This is a genomic window from Streptomyces viridochromogenes (assembly GCF_001270495.1).
Taxonomy (GTDB): domain Bacteria; phylum Actinomycetota; class Actinomycetes; order Streptomycetales; family Streptomycetaceae; genus Streptomyces; species Streptomyces viridochromogenes_A.
Window position 1 is genome coordinate 37,881 of sequence record NZ_LGUR01000061.1, and the last position, 18,857, is coordinate 56,737.

The window sequence follows — 18,857 nt, forward strand, 5'->3', positions numbered from 1 at the left end:
CTGGGGTCAGGGATGGGGGAACCGGCAGGTGTTCTTGTCTCGGAGTGGGTCCGACTCGCCATCGTTCTTACGCGGCCGTATCGCCCTGCTGCTCCTGCTCGTCGCCGTCGGGGGCAGCCCGTGGGCGCAGCAGCCGGTCTGGGACTTCTACGTCGAGAAGTTCTACATAGAGCTCTCCGGCGACGAGACCCTGCGCACGCTCACCGAAGCGGCCCTCGTCCCCGGATGGGGGTACTCCCTCGACCGGTACGGCAGCGTGACCTTCCTGGTCATCGACAACGTCTGCGTCGTGGCGCTGCTGGCGGGCCTCGCCCTCTTCGCATCGCGACTGCTGCGCCACGAGGCGGGCTGGATCCGCTGTCTGGCCGTGGGTGTGCTGGCGGCCGAAGTCGAGGCCCTGCTGCGGGTGGGCCTGCTCAAGACCTTCGGCTCGGATGTGCCGGTGTCACCGACGGACACCCTGCTGAAGGACCTGACGCTCTCGGCCCTCGTCTTCGGCCTGGCGCTCGGCGTACTGCTGGCGCTGCTGACCGCCCGGCCACCCGGCACCCGCGCCCCGAGGTCCGTCGCCGCCCAGAGGACGGCACCGGCCAGGAGGAGAAAGGGAGGGTTCGGCATGACCACCCCACAGGTACGCATGCCGGTCGGGAGCACACCGGGTGATGTCACCCGCTATCTGTGCACCGCGGCCTACGTGGACGAACGCTTCGCCGACCGGGTGGTGGAAGAGGTTCTGGCCGACGAGGCCAGTGCCGTGGCCCCCTCGCCCGATGTCGACCTGGTGTCCGTGGCACGCCACTGCCTGACAGCACAGGAGCTGCGTCACCAGCGCGATCTGCGCCTGGCGGGAGCGTTCGCCGTCGTGGCGCTGCTCGCACCACTGTGGCTGGTGTACGTCGCGATGCTCCTGTCGACCACCCGGCGCCCCGGCGCCCAGCCGAGCCTGGCCACCCGCGGCCACCACCAGCCCGGCAGCAAGGCGCTGGTGGCCGGCGCCATCACGGCCGGGGTGGTGTCGCTGCTCGCCTTCTACTTCGCTTCCCTCGTCTCGTCGCTGCCCGTGCCGGGCTTCGCCGGCTGGCTGCTCGGCGCCTACCTGGGCGGCGTACCGGCCGTCCTGGCGTCCATCGGGGCGGTGGTGTTCGCACACATGACGGTCGTGGACCACGACCGGGACATCGACCAGCTGCTACGTACCACCATGACCCGCGACACGTTCGCCCAGCAGCCCCGCCCCACCGTCCCCCGGCGGCAGTGGATGGCCGAGCGGTTCGCGGCCCTCCGGCAGGCCCAGGTCGGCAACGTCACGGTGTACAGCGGGTACACCCCGTTCGTCGGCTACTCGGAGACCAGGTCCAAGTGGTCGCTCGCGGTCCCGCTCCTGCCCGCCGACGACAAGGTCGGCATGACCGCACGCCCCGCCGGGCCGGAGCCCTTCACGGTCGCCGAACTCGTCGACCACGTCCGCGCACGACTGCGCGCGGTCGCCGAGCGCGGCGTCACCGAGGGAGCGGCGGAAGCCGGCGAGGAGGCGCTCGGATCCCTCGTCATCGAGGACCGCGTCTTCGTGAACGGCACGACCATCGGTGACGACGAGAGGTTCATCGAGGCGGAGCGCAGCATCACCCCGACCGTCCGGCTGTCCCCCGAAGAGGTCGAGCGGATCATGCTGCGTCCGACCGGGACCGTCCGCCACTATCTGGCGGTGCACGTCCCGATGTGGGGCGGGGACGTGGTGCCGAGCGTGTTCCTGCACTTCTCGACCGCCGGCAGAACGCTGCACCTGCACTGCGACAACCACGTGCTCGGCCCGGTGGCGGCGGACTACCACGTCGTGGACCGCCTGCGCGGCCCGCTCGGCCCCGAGGGCAGGCGTGGCCTGCTGCTGGCCTCCCTCGCCCGCACCGGCGGCGCGTTCTTCGCCGCGCCGTACCGAGCATGGCGCCACGCCCGCTTCGAGACCCGGCGCACCAGGCGCATGGTGGACGAGCTGAAGGCCATGGAGCAGGACCCGGTCTTCGACTACGGCGCCCGGGTGAGCATCCGGGAGATGGCGCTGAGCCCCGAATACCACAACTACTTCCAGGTCGTGGACTCCGGCCGGATCGTCTCCCTCGTGGAACGCCACACCCTCGCCGCCATCCGGGAGTTCCTCGACGCGCACGGCTACGACATCACCGACTTCCGCACCCAGCAGCAGACGATCCTCAACCAGGGGCTCATCCAGCAGGGCGGGATGAGCATCATCGGCAACCAGGCGATCGGCGCGGGCGCGACCGCCACCCAGAACATCCCGCAGCAGTCCGGCGCCTCCGCCCTCAGCGCCGCCGGCGGCTCCGACAAGTAGGGGACTTCTCATGCGACACGACGACGGGCGCCAGGGCCCTCCCGTCAACAAGGGCGTCATGATCAGCGGCGGCACCCAGTACGTGGGCAACCAGGCCGTGGGAGACGGCGCCCAGGCGTCCTCCGGCGCCGTCTCCTTCCAGACGCAGGACCCGGAGCAGGCCGCTCGCACCGCCCAACTCCTGGCCGTCGTCGAGCGGTTGCTGGAGGAGCACCGCACCGCGCTCGCCGACCCCGACGCCACCAGCAGGGAGCTGCGCCGGCTGCGCGAGGAACTCCAGGAGGAGGAGCCACAGCCGACCGTCCTGCGGCGGGCCCTCCACCGGCTGAACGAGTTCGTCCAGCCGGTGGCCCCGCTCGTCGTCGCGGTCGGACAGCTCGCGCAGTCGGTGCAGAGCCTGCCGGGGGTCTGAACCGGACGTGAGGTACGACGACGGCCGTCCGGGCGGGCCTGACGCAGGCCGTCCGGACCAATCCGCCCTGCGGCCGTCGGCAGCACTGTGGCACGGTGCTGGGAGGCGAGCGGGAAGGGCGCGCACGTGGGTGATCTCCTTCTGGTCCGGCACGGCGAGACCGAGTGGTCACGGTCCGGGCGGCACACCGGCTGGACGGACGTGCCGCTGACCGAGCACGGGCGCGAGGAGGCGCGGCGGCTGATGCCGTTGATCCGTTCGCACCGCATCGGGGCCGCCTTCGTCAGCCCGTTGCGGCGGGCCCGGGAGACCGCCGAGCTCATCGGGCTGCACGAGGTGCCGGACGTGGCGGTCGACACCGATCTGCGGGAGTGGGACTACGGCGGCTACGAGGGGGTCACGACGGTCGAGATCCAGCGGGAGCGGCCGGGCTGGTTCCTGTTCACGGACGGGGTCGCCCCCGGGCCGCCCGACCACCCCGGGGAGAGTCCGGAGCAGGTAGGGCGGCGCGCGGACCGGATGCTGGCCAAGGCGGACGCCGCGCTCGCCCAGACGGAGGGGGCCGTGGTGCTCGTGGCGCACGGGCACTTCCTGCGGGTGCTCACGGCCCGGTGGCTCGGGCTGCCGGCGGCGGACGGGGCGCTGTTCCAGCTGGCGACGGGGGCGGTGTGCCGACTGGGCACGGAGCACGGGCGGCCGGTGATCGCCGGGTGGAATGTCAGACCCGGGCCGTAGCCTTCCCAGCAGATGGGGCATCCGCGACGGCCCGGCAGGGGGTCGGCGCAGCCGCGGTCCGGGCCCCTTGCCCAGGGAGGAGCACGCCGTGACGCGACCGCCGACCGCCGCCCAGCGGCGTCTCATCGATGCCGCCGATCCCGTCACCGGGCGACTCAGGGGCACGGAGGCGCAGCTCGCGGCGCTGGTGAAGCGGGGGCTCGCCTTCCGGCACCCGCGGCCGCCGCACGATCACTTTCTGACGCCGGCGGGGCACCGGATACGGGAGGCGGAGCCGCCGGTACCTCCCAAAGCCGAGGTTCCCGCGTCCGGCGGTGTGTTCGCCGCGCGGATCGGCGGCGAGGAGGACCCGCCGAAGCAGGGGCCGGCCCGCGTGCGGGAGGTGCACAGCGCCTGGCAGGGGCTGCTGGAGCTGCGCCGGATGACCAACCCGGACGGGGCGACGGACCGGCCGTGCGGGTGGGAGCGTACGCATCTGGTGCAGGCCGCCGCGCTCGCTCTGGAGGCCGCCGGGCACCTTCCGGCCGGGCCGGAATCCGAGGGGGGTTACCGGGTGCGGGCCACGCCTCAGCCGGAGGCGGTCGCCGTGCACGACCCGGACGGCGGGCGTCTGCGGGCCTGCGCCGCCACACTGGAGAAGGCGGGGTGGCAGGTCGGCGAGCACACCGAGCCTCGTACAAGAGCGCGATATCTGCTGGCATCCCCGCGCCGGGCATGACGGGCATGCCAAGATCGATGCCCAGGGCATCGAAGGCGAGAAGGGGAAGCAGTGAGCGAGCCGTTTTCCGTCCGGGTCACCGTCCGCGGCTACGAGACGGATGTGCAGGGGCACGTCAACCAGAGTGTGTACATCAACTACGCGGAGCACGCCCGCTGGTCGTTGCTCCAGGCGGCGGGCATCAGCCAGTCGGGCCTGATAGGCAAGGGCGTGGGTCCCGTCGCGCTGGAGACGACCATCCGCTACCAGCGGGAGCTCCTCGCCGGTGACGAGGTCGATGTGACCTGTGCCTTCGAGTGGTCGGGCGGCAAGACGTTCCGTATCCTGCAGACCGTTCGCAAGGCGGACGGCACCGTGGCCGCCGAACTCACGGCGGTCGGCGGCCTGCTGGACCTCAAGGAGCGCAGGATGGTCGCCAATCCGCAGGACTACTTCAAGGAACTGGCCACGGATCCGAGCCTCTTCGGGCTCTAGTCAGACCAACTCCGGCGTGTGCTCCTCGTCGTAGGCCGCGCGCGACTCGGCGATGTAGACCCTGTTCCGCTCGGCCCAGTCGGTCAGGCGTTGCAGGGTCTCTTGGTCGCCCCGTTCCCGGAGCCGCGCGAACAGGCCCGTGCCATCGCGGTGTTCAGCGCGGTCGGCGCGGCGGGCGGGGCGCTCGGCACTTTCCTCGGCGGGGCGCTGACCGAGGCCCTGAACTGGCACTGGATCTTCCTTATCAACCTGCCGATCGGCGTGGTGGCATGGCTCGCGGCCCTGCGCGTCCTGGAGGCCGACCGTGGCGCCGGGCTCGGCAGGGGCGCCGACTACCCGGGGGCGGCGCTGGTCACCGGCGCGCTGATGCTCACGGTGTACGTCATCGTCGGCGCCGGCGACCGCGACCTCAGCGCCACCCTGCTGCTGGCGGCCCTGGCCCTCGCCCTGTTCGTGGCGTTCACGCTCCGTCAGGCACGGGCCGCGCGTCCGCTGCTGCGGCTACGACTGTTCGGCTCCCGGCTGCTGAGCGGCGCGAACGCCGTCCAGATGCTGACGATCGCGACGATGTACGGCTTCCAGTTCATCGGCGCGCTCTACCTGCAACGCGTGCTGGGGTACGGCGAGTTGCTGACCGGGACGGCGTTCCTGCCGGCGCCGGTCGCGATCGGGGTCCTGATGCTGGGCCTGTCGGCCCGTACCGTCGGCCGGTTCGGCGCGTACCGGGTGCTGTTGGCCGGGCTGGCGCTCGTCGTCGCGGGCATGGCCCTGCTGAGCCGCGCTCCGGTCGACGGCTCGTACCTCACCGACGTACTCCCGCCGCTGCTTCTGCTCGCCACCGGGTTCGCCGCCGCGATGCCCGCGCTGACCGGGCTCGCGATGTCGGGGGCGCGCGAGGAGGACGCGGGGCTGGCGTCGGGAGTCTTCAACACCACGCAGGTGGTGGGTGGTTCGCTGGGTCTGGCGGTGCTGTCGGTCCTGGCGGCGAGCCACACCGACGGACTGCTCGCCGACGGCGCCGATCCGGTGGCGGCTACAGCGGCGGGATACCAACTGTCGTTCCAGGTAGGCACGTTGATCGCGGCGGGGGCGCTGGTGCTGGCGGCGGCGGTGTTGAGGAAGCGTCAGAACTGAGTACAACCATTCGCCTACCCCGAGGGTCACATCATGCAGGAGCAACCATCTCCAATGGATACCAGGGGGAAATATGCGATACGCGCGTTCTATCCTGTCCGCTGCCGCGCTGGCGGCCCTGACGGTGGGGTCCACGGCCGCCCTGACGGCGCCCGCCTCCGCCGCGCCCAACACCACCCCGCAGAAGGTCTGCGGAAGCGGCTACAAGACGGTGAACTCGGCGGCCGTCGGCTCGCTGGGCACCATCTACCTGACGTACAACGCCTCCAACGGCGAGAACTGTGTGGCGACCATCCGCAACAACCCGGGGACCGCCGCTGACATGTCGGCGTGGATCTACGTGTCCGACACCGAGGAGTACGACGAGGACTACGGGCAGTACACCTCGTACGCCGGACCGACCTACGTGTACGGCAAGGGGCACTGCGTCGACTGGGGCGGTCACATCAAGAACGTGTACGTGCAGGTGACGGGCTCCAACTGTGGCTCCCTGAAGGAGAACCGGGTGACCTTCACCCGCTGACCCACCGCAGGGACACCACTACGGTGACACCGCTCGCCCCGGCAGGACTCCCGGAGTTCTGCCGGGGCGAGCGCGTGTCGCCGCGGGGCGGCTAGGCCGCGTTCTTCCAGACCGTCATGTCCAGGCTCAAGAAGCCGAGCTCCGGGAGCGCCGTCGACTTCGTCTGGACCACGAGCAGCGCGATGTCCCCGGAGGGGTGCTTGACGCAGATCTCGGTGCCGGCCGCGACCGAGGCCAGCGTCCAGCGGTGGCGGTCGGCACCACCGAGCATGAGACGGCATTCGTCGAGGGTGGTACCCGACTTGCCCATCATCTGGAGGAACACGCTGGTGTCGCTCTCGATCGCGCAGCTGGCGTCCTCGCAGTCGAAGCGGATGTCGCCCTTGCGGTCCTCGCGCCAGAGCGGCTCCTCGAAGCTCAGTGACGTCTCCGCGTTCAGCAGCACGGGGGCTTGAGTGAGGACTCGCGGTGCCGCGGACGTGGTCGCGGAGGGCTTCGACGCCTCCGGTGTCCGGCCATCGGTTCTTGAACCTCCGGAACCCTTCTCCGACGTCGGCGCGGATGCGGATGACGACGCCGACCCCGAACCCGACGACGTCGAGGACTTCCCCGGGCCTGGTGTGACCGTTGTGCCCGCGACCCAGTCGCGGAACCTGTCCCCCGCGTCAGAGACCGTCCACGCGAAGCCCGCCAGTAGCAGGGCCCCGGCCGTCACCGCCGCGGTCGTGATCAGCGCGGTACGCCGTCTACGCGCACGCCGCTCCTCCGGCCCCGCCGGGTGTGACGACCAGCGGCCGCGTGTGCAGCACCCGGGTCGGGTCGGGCACCGGGGCCGGAACCGTCATCTCCGGGCCCATGACGTCCCGCCAGACGGTCGGCCCCGCGTCGGCGTCCGCGCCGAGCCGTCGTCGGCACCACTCGACGATCTCCGCCAGGGTGGCGCGCTCCTCCGGGGCGGCGGCCAGGCAGCGGGCGATCAGCGGACGGAGTTGCTCGGGCAGCACGGACAGGTCGGGTTCGTCGTGCACGATCCGGTACAGCACGCCGACCGCGGAGCCCTCCCCGTACAACGGCCGGCCCAGTGCCGCGAACGCCGTCGTCTGGCCCAGCGCGAACACGTCGGTCGCGGCCGTGACCTCACCCCCGGACGCCTGCTCGGGAGCCATGAAGTGGGGCGTGCCGGCGGTGGAGCCGGTGGCGGTGTGGGAGCTGAGGTCGGCGGCCAGCGAGATGCCGAAGTCGATCACCCGGGGCCCGTCGGAGGCCAGCAGCACGTTCGACGGCTTCAGGTCCCGGTGCACTATGCCCGCGCCATGGACGGCCTGGAGCGCTTCGGCCACCCCCGCCATCAGCCACAGCACCGCGGGCACCGGAAGCGGGCGACGGCCTCCGTCAGAGAGGGGCCCGGCACGTACAGCGTGGCCAGCCAGGGCGGTACGCCGTCCGCGTCGGCGTCGATCAACTCGGCGGTGTACGCGCCGCGGACCCGCCGGGCCGCCTCCACCTCCCGGCGGAACCGCCGCCGGAAGGCCGGGTCGTCGGCCAGCTCCGGCCGTACCACCTTGATCGCCACCGGTCGGCCGCCCTGCGTGTGCGACAGATAGACCCGGCCCATGCCACCCGCGCCGAGCCGGGCGGCGAGTCGGTATCCGGCCACGACGGGCGGATCGTCCGCCTGGAGTGGCTGGAACACCTCGGTAGCGTTGCTCATCGGCCCGCTTCCCCCCTCATCCCCTGAACCCCTGAACCCCCGGTCAACCGAGAGTTGACCGAGGCAGAAGCCTAAGCGGAATTCGGATGCGGAAGGCGCCGCCCACCTGGGAAGCTCCCACTCCATGGCCGCACGACGTATCAAACCCAGCCTCTACATCTCGATCGACATCGAGGCCGACGGCCCGATTCCCGGCCCGTACTCGATGCTGAGCCTCGGTGCCGCGGTCGCCGGTGTGCAGGACGCCGACGGATTCACGACGGCCGACCCGGAGAGGCGCACCTTCTACCGTGAACTGCGCCCGATCAGCGTGGAGTTCGTGCCGGAGGCACTGGCCGTGAGCGGGCTCGACCGTGAGCGCCTCGGCAGGGAGGGCCTCGACCCCGCCCTGGCGCTCGGGCAGTTCACGCGCTGGGTACGCGAGGTGAGCGCCGACGCCCAGCCGGTGATGTGCGGCTACCCGGCGTCGTACGACTGGACGTTCCTTTACTGGTACCTGATCCGCTTCACCGGGGAGAGTCCCTTCGGGCACTCCGGCTGCCTGGACATGAAGACGCTGTTCGCCACCAAGGCCGGGCTGCCGCTGCGGGCCGTGGCCAAGGGCACGATGCCGCGTGACCTGCTGTCGAGGCGCCGTCACACACACCATGCGCTGGACGACGCCATCGAGCAGGCCGAGTTGTTCGCCAACCTCATGGAGTGGCAGGGGCCCGGGTCGTCGTCCCCGTGATCTCCTCTCCCGCCTCCATCGGGTGGGTCACGTCCTGGGCGTCCCGGCCGCCCCTGCCGAGGTGGTTGAAGACCAGGTTGAGCACGACCGCCGCCACACAGCCCGTCGAGATACCGGAGTCGAGGACGATCCGCGCCGTCTCCGGGAAGGCGTGGTAGAACTCCGGCGCCGTGATCGGGACGATGCCTACGGCGAGCGAGACGGCGACGATCAGGACGTTGTTGTCCTTGTCGAGGCCGGCCCGGACGAGGGTCTGGATGCCGCTCGCGGCGACCGAGCCGAAGAGGACGACGCCCGCGCCGCCGAGCACCGGGCGGGGTACGACCGCGATGAGCGAGGCCGCCATCGGGCACAGGCCCATCAGCACCAGGAAGCCACCGCCGACGGCGACGACGTACCGGCTGCGGATCTTCGTCATCGCGACCAGGCCGATGTTCTGCGCGAAGGCGCTGCACATGAAGCCGTTGAACAGTGGGCTGATCGCCGAGCCGAGGGTGTCGGCGCGCAGGCCGGCCGCGATGGTCTTCTCGTCGGCCGGGCGGTCGACTATCTCGCCCAGCGCCAGCATGTCGGCCGTCGATTCGGTCATCGAGACCACCATCACCACGCACAGCGAGATGATCGCGGCGAGCTGGAACTGCGGGGCACCGAAGTGGAACGGGGTCGGGAAGCCGATGACGTCCGCGTCCACGACGGGACCGAAGTCCGTGACGCCGAACGGGATCGCGATCAGTGTGCCGACGACCAGGCCGAGCAGCACGGCGATCTGCTTGACGAAGCCCTTGGTGAAGCGGCGCAGGAGCAGGACGACGAGCAGGGTCCCGGCGGCCAGGCCCAGGTTCGTCCCCGAGCCGTAGTCGTTCGCGGCCGGGTCGGGCCCTTGCGCCCAGTTGAAGGCGACCGGCAGCAGCGAGATGCCGATCAGGGTGATGACCGTCCCCGTCACCACCGGTGGGAAGAAGCGGACCGCCTTGCTGAAGAAGGGGGCCGCCAGGAAGCCGAGGAGGCCGGCGACGATGACCGCGCCGAAGATGATCGGCAGGGCGTCGGACTTGTCCTCGGTGGAGGCGACGACCGCGGTCATGGGGGCGACGCCGGCGAAGGTGACGCCGTTGACGAACGGCAGCCGGGCACCGACCTTCCAGATGCCGAGGGTCTGCAGGAAGGTGGCGAGGCCCGCGGTGAACAGGCAGGCGCCGGTCAGGAAGGTCAGGTCGGTGGCGGACAGGCCTATGGCCGCGCCGACTATCAGGGGTGGGGCGACGACTCCCGCATACATGGCGGCCACGTGTTGCAGACCGGTGGTCGCCATTTTCAGGGCGGGGAGTTTCTCGTCGACTGGGTGAACGGACTGAGCGGACACTGCGGCTCTCCTCCGGTCGGTTAAACGCGTCGGCTCTGACGCGGGTTCAAGGAGGTGGTACGCGGTCGTGCGGGACCGGGGACGGGCCCGTTCTGGGGGAAACGGAGACCGTTCCGGGGCGCACGCGTGTCACGCACGCCCCGGAGACGGCCGCCATGGACCCCGCTCGGGTCCACGGCCACCGGTCGGGAGCCGTCCCTCTCGACCGGAGATCTTCAACTGGTCAGGCCTGCGTCAGGCCTGCGCGGCGATCCTCGCCAGGCGCTGGGCCTCTTCCCGCGTCGAGCGGGCGATCGCGTCCTCGTCGACCGTGAGCAGCCGCCCGTCCTCCACGATCTGCCGGCCGTTCACGAAGGACGCCGTGACCGGGGCCGCCGCGCCGAAGACCAGCGCGGTCACCGGGTCGGCGATGGAGGCGTGGGCGAGGGTGTCCAGCTTCCACAGCACGAGGTCGGCCAGCTTGCCCGGCTCCAGCGAGCCGATCTCCCCCGCGCGGCCGAGGACCTGGGCACCGCCGTACGTCCCGAGCCGCAGCGCCTGCCGGGCGTTCAGGGCGGCCTCGCGGTGGGCGCCGAGGCGGTTGATGAGCAGGGCGTTGCGCAGTTCGGTGTGCAGCTCGCCGGACTCGTTGGAGGCGGTGCCGTCGACACCGAGGCCGACCGGGACGCCGGCCGCGAGCATGTCGGGGACGCGGGCGATGCCGGCCGCGAGGCGGGCGTTGGAGGACGGGCAGTGGGCGACGCCCGTCTTCGTCCGGGCGAAGGCGGCGATGTCGGAGTCGTTCATGTGGACGCAGTGCGCCATCCACACGTCCTCACCGAGCCAGCCGGTGGACTCGAAGTAGTCGGTCGGGCCCATGCCGAACAGCTCGTGGCAGAACTTCTCCTCCTCCACGGTCTCCGAGCCGTGGGTGTGCATGCGCACGCCGAGGCGGCGGGCCAGCTCGGCACCCTGCTTGAGGAGCTCGGTGGAGATGGAGAAGGGGGAGCAGGGGGCGACGGCGACCTGGGTCATCGCGTCGAAGGAGGCGTCGTGGTGCCGCTTGACGGTCTCCTCGGTGCCGGCCAGGGCGCCTTCGAGGGTCTCGACGGCGAAGTCCGGCGGCAGTCCGCCGTCCTTCTCGCTGCGGTCCATGGAGCCGCGGGCGAGGGTGAAGCGGACGCCCATGTCACGGGCGGCGCCGATGATGGCGCCGGAGAGGTCGCCGGAGCCCTGCGGGTAGACGTAGTGGTGGTCCATGGCGGTGGTCACGCCACCGCGGGCCATCATTGCCAGCGAGCCCTGCGCGGCCGCGCGCACCATCCGCTCGTCGATGCGCGCCCAGGTCGGGTAGAGGGCGACGAGCCAGTTGAAGAGGTTGTGGTCCGTGGCCAGGCCGCGGGTGATCCACTGGTAGAAGTGGTGGTGGGTGTTGACCAGGCCGGGGGTGACCAGGTGCCCGGTGGCGTCGATGCGGCGTACGACGTTCTCCAGGCCCTCGGGAGCCTTGCCCGCGCCGAGCGACTCGATGCGGTTGCCGGCGATGACGACGTGCCCGGTCGCGTACTCGGTGTCGTGTGCGTCGACGGTCGCGATCGAACAGTTCTCGATGACGATGCGCTGGGCTGCTGCCATGGTTCGCCCCTTTTTCACGGGTGTTGTGCTGAATCGGAGAGGGCACGGCAGGACCCCGGGAATTTTGAGTGCCGTGACCGGGGAGCCGAGTCCGCGGGGAGGCGGGTTCCCCGGTCACGGGTGCCGAAAGGGGGTGGATCAGAGGTTGGTGAGGTCCATCGGGATCTTCGCCTCGCAGCCGTCCCGCAGGATGGTGGCCTCGATCAGGCCGTAGGGGCGGTCGGCGGCGAAGTACACCTCGTTGTCGTTCTTCAGCCCGAACGGCTCCAGGTCCACCAGGAAGTGGTGCTTGTTCGGGAGGGAGAAGCGGACCTCGTCTATCTCGCTGCGGTTGTTGATGATGCGCGAGCCCATTTGGTACAGGGTCTGCTGGAGGGAGAGCGAGTACGTCTCGGCGAACGCCTGGAGCATGTGCTTCTTGGTCTGCTCGTAGGACTTCTCCCAGTTGGGCATCCGCTGCTCGTCGTCGGTCCAGTTGAACCGCCAGCGGCCGGAGACCTGGGTGGCCAGGATGCGGTCGTACGCCTCCTTGAGCGTCGTGTACTTGTCCTTGACGTAGCCCCAGAACTCGGAGTTGGTCGAGTTCATCACGACGAGGTCCTTGAGGCCGGAGACGACCTCCCACTTCTCACCGTCGTACGTGATCTGCGTGACCCGCGTCTCCTGGCCCTTGCGGACGAAGGAGTGCTTGACCTCGTCGGCGCCGATGAACTGCGAGTTGGCGTCGGAGGCGTCGATCCGCTCCCAGGCGTACTCCTCGATACGGATCCGGGCCTGGTGGATCGGCTCCTGCGAGGTGACGAAATGGCGGGCGAGGTGGATGCCGAACTGCTCGGCGGACTCGATGCCGTACTCCTTGGCGAACGCGTACACCGTGTTCTTGGTGGTGTCGGTCGGCAGGACGTTGGCGTTCGAGCCGGAGTAGTGGACCTCGTCCATGTCGCCGGAGAGCGCGACGGAGACGTTCAGGTCCTTGATGTGGTGGGTGGCGCCGTCCCGCGTGATCTTTACGACTCGGTTCTCGGCCTTGCCGTACTGGTTCTGTCCCAGGATCGTGGGCATGTGTCTGCTAGCTCCCTCGGTAAACGGAGTAGCCGAACGGGTTGAGCAGCAGCGGCACGTGGTAGTGCTCCCCGGGCTGGACGGCGAAGGTGATCGCCACCTCGGGGAAGAACACGGCACCGCTGTCCCGATTCGCGGGGGCGTCCTGCTGCGCATCGGCTTGCTTCTTCTCGAAATACGGCTCCACCGCGAAGTCGAGCCGTACGTGTGTGGTCCCCTCCGGCAGCGCCGGGAGGTCCTTGCACCGCCCGTCCGCATCGGTCGCGGAGCCACCGAGCGCCTGCCACGCAGCGTCCCGGCCGCTACGGGCCGCGAGCTGGATGGCGACGCCCTCGGCGGGCCGGCCGATGCTGGTGTCCAGGATGTGCGTGGACACCGAGGCGGTGGTGCTGGTGCTCATGGCTTGGTCAGTCCTCTTCGACGAGTCGGGCGAGCCGGATACGGTTGATCTTGCCCAGCTCGGTGCGGACGATCTCCCGCTCCTGCTCCGGCGAGTTGCCGATCCGTTCCTTGACCGCGTCGCGCATCTGCTCGCCGGTCCGGCCGGTGGCGCAGATCAGGAAGACATGGCCGAACCTGTCCTGGTAGGCGAGGTTGAGTTCGAGCATCTCCGCCTTGAGCTCCTCGGAGGCGCCGGCCATGCCGCGCTGCTCCCGGGCCGAGGTCGGATCGCCCGGCTTGGGCCGGCCGATCGGCGGGTGCCCGGCCATCGCCTCCTGGAGGTCCTCGGCGGTCAGCTCGGCCATGGCGGCGTCACTGGCTGTGTAGAGGTCGTCGACGGCAGCGTAGGGGCGGGCGGCGAGCAGCCGCTTCGCCCACGCCGTGGAGGCGCACGCCTCGTGGAGAGCGGCGTAGGCCGCGTGCTCCTCCAGGGCGTTGAACCGGGCCAGGCCCGGGGGCGTGGATTTCGACGTCACGGGAGCCTCCGTGGCCGCGAAGGGCCTTCGTACTGAACGGGCGTGCCGATAGCTAACGCCCTACGACGACGAGACGTCAACACTTTGTTGAAAATTCGCGGTGTCGAAACCGGACGACCGTCTCAGGCGTTCTTGTCCCGGTTCAGATAGTTGTAGACGCAGAAGCGGACTGGCACCGAGCGACCACAGACGGTCATTTCTGGTCGCCACCGGCCTGCGTCTTGCGCCGCTTGACCCTCTTCTCCTCTTGGGAGTTGATGTAGTTGTAGACCGTGAAGCGGCTCACCCCGAGCGCGCTCGCCACGGTCTCCACGCCGTGCCGCACGGAGAAGGCGCCCCGCGCTTCCAGTATCCGCACGACCTCCTGCTTGGCCTTGCGGTCCAGGTCGGCCAGCGGCTGGCCCTTCCTGCGCTCCATGGCGGCCAGGATGTGATCAAGGGAGTCGGCGAGCTGGGGCAGGCGTACGGCGACGACGTCGGCGCCCCCCCAGGAGAGCACGACGTCCTCGGGGCCGGCCTCGTCGGGCGGGAGTATCTCGCCGCCCATGGCGTCGACCAGCGGCTTCACGGCCGCGATGAAGGGCTCGTCCCCGGTGCCGGTCACTCCCCACCCTCCCCGACCACGTTCACCTGGAGCGAGATCCGGGTGGCACCGGCCTCCAGGCTCTTGCGGAGCAGGGCGTCCACGGCCGTGAGCACGGTGTCGACACCGCCTTCCGCCGTATTGCCGAACGGGCCGACGTCCACCGCGTCGAGCTCGGCCGCCTCGATGACCTCGCGGGCCGCCAGCGCGTGCGCGGGCGCCTCGTCGAGGTCGAAAGGCTCGGTCGTGAACTCCACTCTCAATCGCACGCGGTCAACCTAACGCGCGGCGCCGCCTTCCGCCGAGCCCTCTTGACAACCTTGGACACACGACGGCAATCTTCCAATACGCAGAAACTAACTTCCGCAATACGGAATCTCGACACGGAAGGGAGCGCCGGCGATGGGATTCGCAGAGCAGCGCTTCAACGTCAACCTGTCGATCCTCTTCACGGAACTCCCGCTCCTGGAGCGCCCCGCGGCCGCCGCCGCGGCCGGCTTCACCGCGGTCGAGCTGTGGTGGCCCTGGATCGACTCCCCCACCCCTGAGCAGTCCGAGCTCGACGCCCTGAAGAAGGCGATCGAGGACGCGGGCGTCCAGCTCACCGGGCTGAACTTCTACGCAGGTCAGCTGCCCGGTCCCGACCGCGGCGCCCTGTCGGTCCCGGGCGAGGAGTCGGAGAGGTTCCGCGCCAACATCGACGTGGCGGCGGACTTCGCGGCCTCGCTCGGCTGCAAAGCGCTCAACGCCCTGTACGGCAACCGCGTCGAGGGCGTGGACCCGGCCGAGCAGGACGCGCTCGCCCTGGAGAACCTGGTCCTCGCGGCCCGGGCGGCCGACCGGATCGGCGCGATTCTCCTCGTCGAGGCGCTGAACCAGCCCGAGTCGCCGCTGTACCCGCTGGTGTCCGCACCGGCCGCCGTCGGCATCGTCGACAAGGTCAACGAGGCGACCGGGCTCGGCAACGCCAAGTTCCTGATGGACCTGTACCACCTGTCCATGAACGGCGAGGACCTGCCGGCGGTGATCGAGCGGTTCGCCGCGAAGACCGGCCACGTGCAGATCGCCGACAACCCGGGGCGCGGCGCGCCGGGCACGGGGGCGCTGCCGCTGGAGGAGCTGCTCGACCAGCTGAAGAAGGCGGGCTACGAGGGCTGGGTCGGCCTGGAGTACAAGCCGGGCGACCGCCCGAGCGCGGAGGCGTTCGGCTGGCTGCCGGTGGAGCAGCGCGCCGCCCGCTGACGGCACCGCCCCTGGGCGGCTCCCGCCCCCCGGACCCCCGCTTCGGCCCCGAAAGGGCCTCGTCCTCAAACGCCGGACGGCTGATTGTCGCTGACCGGCACCCACACGTAGACGTACCAAAGCAGTGCAGAGAGGTACCCCATCATGAGCAACCTCCCCAAGATCGCCTGGATAGGCCTCGGCATCATGGGCTCCCCCATGTCCGAGAACCTGATCAAGGCGGGCTACGACGTCACCGGCTTCACCCTGGAGCAGGACAAGCTGGACCGCCTGGCCGCCGCGGGCGGCACCGTGGCCGGTTCGATCGCCGAGGCCGTGCGGGACGCCGATGTCGTCATCACGATGGTGCCGGCCTCCCCGCAGGTCGAGGCCATCTCCTACGGCCCCGACGGCATCCTGGAGAACGCGAGGTCCGGCGCGCTGCTGATCGACATGTCCTCGATCACCCCGCAGACCTCGGTCGACCTGGCGAAGGCCGCCAAGGACAAGGGCATCCGCGTCCTGGACGCCCCCGTGTCCGGCGGCGAGGCCGGCGCCATCGAGGCCGTACTGTCGATCATGGTCGGCGGCGAGCAGGCGGACTTCGACGCCGCGAAGCCGATCCTTGAGGCGCTCGGCAAGACGATCGTGCTGTGCGGTCCGCACGGCTCCGGTCAGACCGTGAAGGCGGCCAACCAGCTGATCGTCGCCGTGAACATCCAGGCGTGCGCCGAGGCCGTGGTCTTCCTGGAGAAGTCCGGCGTGGACCTGACGGCCGCCCTGGACGTCCTCAACGGCGGCCTGGCGGGTTCGACCGTGCTGACGCGGAAGAAGGACAACTTCCTGAACCGGGACTTCAAGCCCGGCTTCCGGATCGATCTGCACCACAAGGACATGGGCATCGTCACGGACGCCGCCCGCAACGTCGGCGCCGCCCTTCCGGTCGGTGCCGTGGTCGCCCAGCTGGTCGCGTCCCTGCGTGCGCAGGGCGACGGCGGCCTGGACCACTCGGCCCTGCTGCGGGCGGTGGAGCGCCTCTCCGGCGCCCAGGTCTGACCCGGGCCCGACCCACCCCGAGACTTCCGGGCGGCGCCTTCGCTGACACCTGTCCTGTCGCGCCCAGGCGGGGCGTCGCCCGGAATCAACCGCCGCAAACAACTTCAACAAACTGTTGACGCTCAGATTCTCCCACTTCTAGGCTCCATCAAGCGGAAAGAGTTTTCCGCTGCCACCCGCACGGAAGTGCTACCGCACGGAAGGTCCACGATGTCGAAGCGCGTGCTCACCACCGAGTCCGGCGCCCCGGTCGCCGACAACCAGAACTCCGCCTCCGCCGGCGTCGGCGGCCCGCTCCTGCTCCAGGACCAGCACCTCCTGGAGAAGCTGGCGCGCTTCAACCGCGAGCGCATTCCGGAGCGCGTGGTGCACGCCCGGGGCTCCGGCGCCTACGGCCACTTCGAGGTGACCGACGACGTCACCGGCTTCACCCACGCCGACTTCCTCAGCGCGGTCGGCAAGCGCACCGAGGTGTTCCTGCGCTTCTCGACCGTGGCCGACAGCCTCGGCGGCGCGGACGCGGTCCGTGACCCGCGCGGTTTCGCGGTCAAGTTCTATACGGCGGAAGGCAATTACGACCTCGTCGGGAACAACACCCCGGTGTTCTTCATCAAGGACCCGATCAAGTTCCCCGACTTCATCCACTCACAGAAGCGCGACCCGTTCACCGGCCGCCAGGAGCCGGACAACGTCTGGGACTTCTGGGCACACGCCCCCGAGGCCACGCACCAGGTGACCTGGCTGATGGGCGACCGCGGCATCCCCGCGTCGTACCGCCACATGAACGGCTACGGCTCGCACACCTACCAGTGGACGAACGCCGACGGCGAGGCCTTCTTCGTCAAGTACCACTTCAAGACCAACCAGGGCATCCGCTGCCTGAGCGCCGAGCAGGGCGCCGAACTCGCGGGCAAGGACCCCAACTCGCACCAGACGGACCTGCTCCAGGCCATCGAGCGGGGCGTGCACCCGTCCTGGACGCTCTACGTCCAGCTGATGCCGGCGGCCGAGGCGGCCGACTACCGCTTCAACCCGTTCGACCTCACCAAGGTCTGGCCGCACAAGGACTACCCGCTCCAGCGCGTGGGCCGGCTGGTCCTGGACCGCAACCCGGACAACGTCTTCGCCGAGGTCGAGCAGGCCGCGTTCTCCCCGAACAACTTCGTGCCCGGCATCGGCCCCTCCCCCGACAAGATGCTCCAGGGCCGCCTGTTCGCCTACGCGGACGCCCACCGCTACCGCCTGGGCGTCAACCACACCCAGCTGGCCGTCAACGCGCCCAAGGCGACTGCGGCCGACAACTACGGCCGGGACGGTCTCATGGCGACCAACTCCCAGGGCCGCGGGGCGAAGAACTACGAGCCGAACTCCTACGACGGCCCGGTGGAGACCGGCCGCCCGCTGTCGGCCCCGCTGGCCGTGACCGGCCACACCGGCACCCACGAGGCGCCTCTGCACACCAAGGACGACCACTTCTTCCAGGCCGGCGAGCTGTACCGGCTGATGTCGGCCGAGGAGAAGTCCCGCCTGGTCGCGAACATCGCCGGTGGCCTGTCCCAGGTCTCCCGCGACGACGTGATCGAGAAGAACCTGGCCCACTTCCACGCCGCCGACCCGGAGTACGGCAAGCGCGTGGAGGAGGCGGTCCGCGCCCTGCGCGAGGACTGAACCCCCGAGCTGCGTCCGTCTCCTGACAGGAGGTCATGAGCGGACGCACCGCCCGCGCCACGCTGCCGATCGACCCGGATGAGGGGTGGTCGACCGGAAGAGGGCGCGGGCAACGTGAGGACCGCGGCGGCGTGCGAGCCAGTGCGGTGGTGAAGGTCCGGACCTCCTTCTCGACCAGAGGGAAGGGGCCCCGGTTCCGTCGCTGCCGCCGCGGTCCCGAGCCCAGCCGGGCCCTGGACCCCGTCCGGCGGCGCGAACGTCCTGTCGCGCCCAGCCTCGCACCGTCGGACGGCCACAACCGAATACCTCACCGGCTGAAGAGCGCCGGGTACGGACGGTCCCGTACCCGGCGCTCTTCGGCGTCCGGGGTGCCGCGAACGGGCCTTCCGTGGGACGCTCAGGACGCTGGAGGCAGGGCAGCACACCCGGCCGAACGTCCGCGTGTCCGCACGTCCGCACCTCGTAGCGCGTACGCACTTCTGGAGACGTAAGACATCTACGCAAAGCTCAAATCAAGCTCTGAACCTTGTTCAAGGGGCTTCAACTGCCGCCGTTCGAGGGCAACATTCTCATCACACGGGGCCCGCCG

At 70.2% G+C, this 18,857-nt stretch carries 17 protein-coding genes and 3 pseudogenes; 11 read left to right on the forward strand and 9 right to left on the reverse strand.

Annotation, left to right across the window (positions count from 1 at the left end; translation table 11 throughout):
* The first annotated feature begins 28 nt into the window (after positions 1–28).
* The 5 genes from ADK36_RS08315 to ADK36_RS08335 all read left to right on the forward strand — a co-directional run bounded on the left by ADK36_RS08315 (position 29) and on the right by ADK36_RS08335 (position 4,686).
* The gene (locus ADK36_RS08315) at positions 29–2,347 is read left to right on the forward strand and encodes a hypothetical protein (RefSeq protein WP_053196877.1); all 2,319 of its coding nucleotides are present in this window, start codon (positions 29–31) and stop codon (positions 2,345–2,347) included.
* Between the two features lie 10 nt (positions 2,348–2,357).
* Positions 2,358–2,759 carry a DUF5955 family protein gene (locus tag ADK36_RS08320; RefSeq protein WP_048582795.1) on the forward strand — a complete coding sequence of 134 codons (402 nt, stop codon included), beginning with the start codon at positions 2,358–2,360 and terminating at the stop codon, positions 2,757–2,759.
* Between the two features lie 126 nt (positions 2,760–2,885).
* Positions 2,886–3,494 carry a histidine phosphatase family protein gene (locus ADK36_RS08325; protein WP_053196879.1) on the forward strand — a complete coding sequence of 203 codons (609 nt, stop codon included), beginning with the start codon at positions 2,886–2,888 and terminating at the stop codon, positions 3,492–3,494.
* 88 nt (positions 3,495–3,582) lie between these two features.
* On the forward strand, positions 3,583–4,212 hold the full coding sequence (locus ADK36_RS08330; RefSeq protein WP_048582797.1) for a hypothetical protein: 630 nt from the start codon (positions 3,583–3,585) through the stop codon (positions 4,210–4,212).
* Between the two features lie 51 nt (positions 4,213–4,263).
* Complete coding sequence (locus ADK36_RS08335) at positions 4,264–4,686, forward strand: acyl-CoA thioesterase (RefSeq protein WP_048582798.1); 423 nt, start codon at positions 4,264–4,266, stop codon at positions 4,684–4,686.
* Here ADK36_RS08335 and ADK36_RS50005 read toward each other — a convergent pair.
* Positions 4,687–4,788, reverse strand: a pseudogene (locus ADK36_RS50005) (winged helix-turn-helix transcriptional regulator); the annotation flags it as partial.
* Between ADK36_RS50005 and ADK36_RS08340 the strand changes: the two are divergent.
* A pseudogene (locus tag ADK36_RS08340) lies at positions 4,783–5,820 on the forward strand (MFS transporter); the annotation flags it as partial. The pseudogenes ADK36_RS50005 and ADK36_RS08340 sit on opposite strands and share 6 nt — an antisense overlap.
* Positions 5,821–5,893: 73 nt before the next feature.
* Positions 5,894–6,343 (forward strand): hypothetical protein, encoded by a 450-nt coding sequence (locus ADK36_RS08345; protein WP_048582799.1) that lies wholly within the window; start codon positions 5,894–5,896, stop codon positions 6,341–6,343.
* A gap of 91 nt (positions 6,344–6,434) precedes the next feature.
* On the opposite strand, the pseudogene ADK36_RS08350 reads toward ADK36_RS08345, so the two are convergent.
* Positions 6,435–8,054: pseudogene (locus ADK36_RS08350) on the reverse strand (serine/threonine-protein kinase).
* A gap of 124 nt (positions 8,055–8,178) precedes the next feature.
* On the opposite strand from ADK36_RS08350, the gene ADK36_RS08355 reads away from it, so the two are divergent.
* Positions 8,179–8,784 carry a 3'-5' exoribonuclease domain-containing protein gene (locus ADK36_RS08355; RefSeq protein WP_053196881.1) on the forward strand — a complete coding sequence of 202 codons (606 nt, stop codon included), beginning with the start codon at positions 8,179–8,181 and terminating at the stop codon, positions 8,782–8,784.
* Here the strand turns inward: ADK36_RS08355 and ADK36_RS08360 are convergent.
* From ADK36_RS08360 to ADK36_RS08390, 7 genes are all read right to left on the reverse strand, one after another.
* Positions 8,747–10,147 (reverse strand): nucleobase:cation symporter-2 family protein, encoded by a 1,401-nt coding sequence (locus tag ADK36_RS08360; protein ID WP_267887392.1) that lies wholly within the window; start codon positions 10,145–10,147, stop codon positions 8,747–8,749. The genes ADK36_RS08355 and ADK36_RS08360 overlap by 38 nt on opposite strands.
* Before the next feature lie 234 nt (positions 10,148–10,381).
* Positions 10,382–11,761 carry an 8-oxoguanine deaminase gene (locus ADK36_RS08365; RefSeq protein ID WP_048582803.1) on the reverse strand — a complete coding sequence of 460 codons (1,380 nt, stop codon included), beginning with the start codon at positions 11,759–11,761 and terminating at the stop codon, positions 10,382–10,384.
* A 138-nt stretch (positions 11,762–11,899) separates the two neighbouring features.
* Positions 11,900–12,823 (reverse strand): factor-independent urate hydroxylase, encoded by a 924-nt coding sequence (gene pucL, locus ADK36_RS08370; RefSeq protein WP_048582804.1) that lies wholly within the window; start codon positions 12,821–12,823, stop codon positions 11,900–11,902.
* Between the two features lie 7 nt (positions 12,824–12,830).
* Positions 12,831–13,223 carry a hydroxyisourate hydrolase gene (uraH, locus tag ADK36_RS08375; RefSeq protein WP_048582805.1) on the reverse strand — a complete coding sequence of 131 codons (393 nt, stop codon included), beginning with the start codon at positions 13,221–13,223 and terminating at the stop codon, positions 12,831–12,833.
* Positions 13,224–13,230: 7 nt separating this feature from the next.
* Positions 13,231–13,740: a 2-oxo-4-hydroxy-4-carboxy-5-ureidoimidazoline decarboxylase gene (uraD, locus tag ADK36_RS08380; protein ID WP_048582806.1), complete on the reverse strand. Its 510-nt coding sequence runs from the start codon at positions 13,738–13,740 to the stop codon at positions 13,231–13,233.
* A gap of 193 nt (positions 13,741–13,933) precedes the next feature.
* Positions 13,934–14,344, reverse strand: coding sequence for a helix-turn-helix domain-containing protein (locus ADK36_RS08385; RefSeq protein ID WP_053196885.1), 411 nt, complete (start codon positions 14,342–14,344; stop codon positions 13,934–13,936).
* Entirely contained in the window at positions 14,341–14,592 is a 252-nt protein-coding gene (locus ADK36_RS08390) for a hypothetical protein (protein WP_053196887.1), read from the reverse strand. The genes ADK36_RS08385 and ADK36_RS08390 overlap by 4 nt, the downstream gene beginning before the upstream one ends.
* A gap of 133 nt (positions 14,593–14,725) precedes the next feature.
* Here ADK36_RS08390 and ADK36_RS08395 point away from each other — a divergent pair, with 133 nt between their 5' ends.
* From ADK36_RS08395 to ADK36_RS08405, 3 genes are all read left to right on the forward strand, one after another.
* The gene (locus ADK36_RS08395) at positions 14,726–15,565 is read left to right on the forward strand and encodes a TIM barrel protein (RefSeq protein ID WP_048582809.1); all 840 of its coding nucleotides are present in this window, start codon (positions 14,726–14,728) and stop codon (positions 15,563–15,565) included.
* A 144-nt stretch (positions 15,566–15,709) separates the two neighbouring features.
* Positions 15,710–16,600: a 2-hydroxy-3-oxopropionate reductase gene (locus ADK36_RS08400; RefSeq protein WP_048582810.1), complete on the forward strand. Its 891-nt coding sequence runs from the start codon at positions 15,710–15,712 to the stop codon at positions 16,598–16,600.
* A 210-nt stretch (positions 16,601–16,810) separates the two neighbouring features.
* Complete coding sequence (locus tag ADK36_RS08405) at positions 16,811–18,268, forward strand: catalase (RefSeq protein ID WP_048582811.1); 1,458 nt, start codon at positions 16,811–16,813, stop codon at positions 18,266–18,268.
* Positions 18,269–18,857 lie beyond the last annotated feature (589 nt).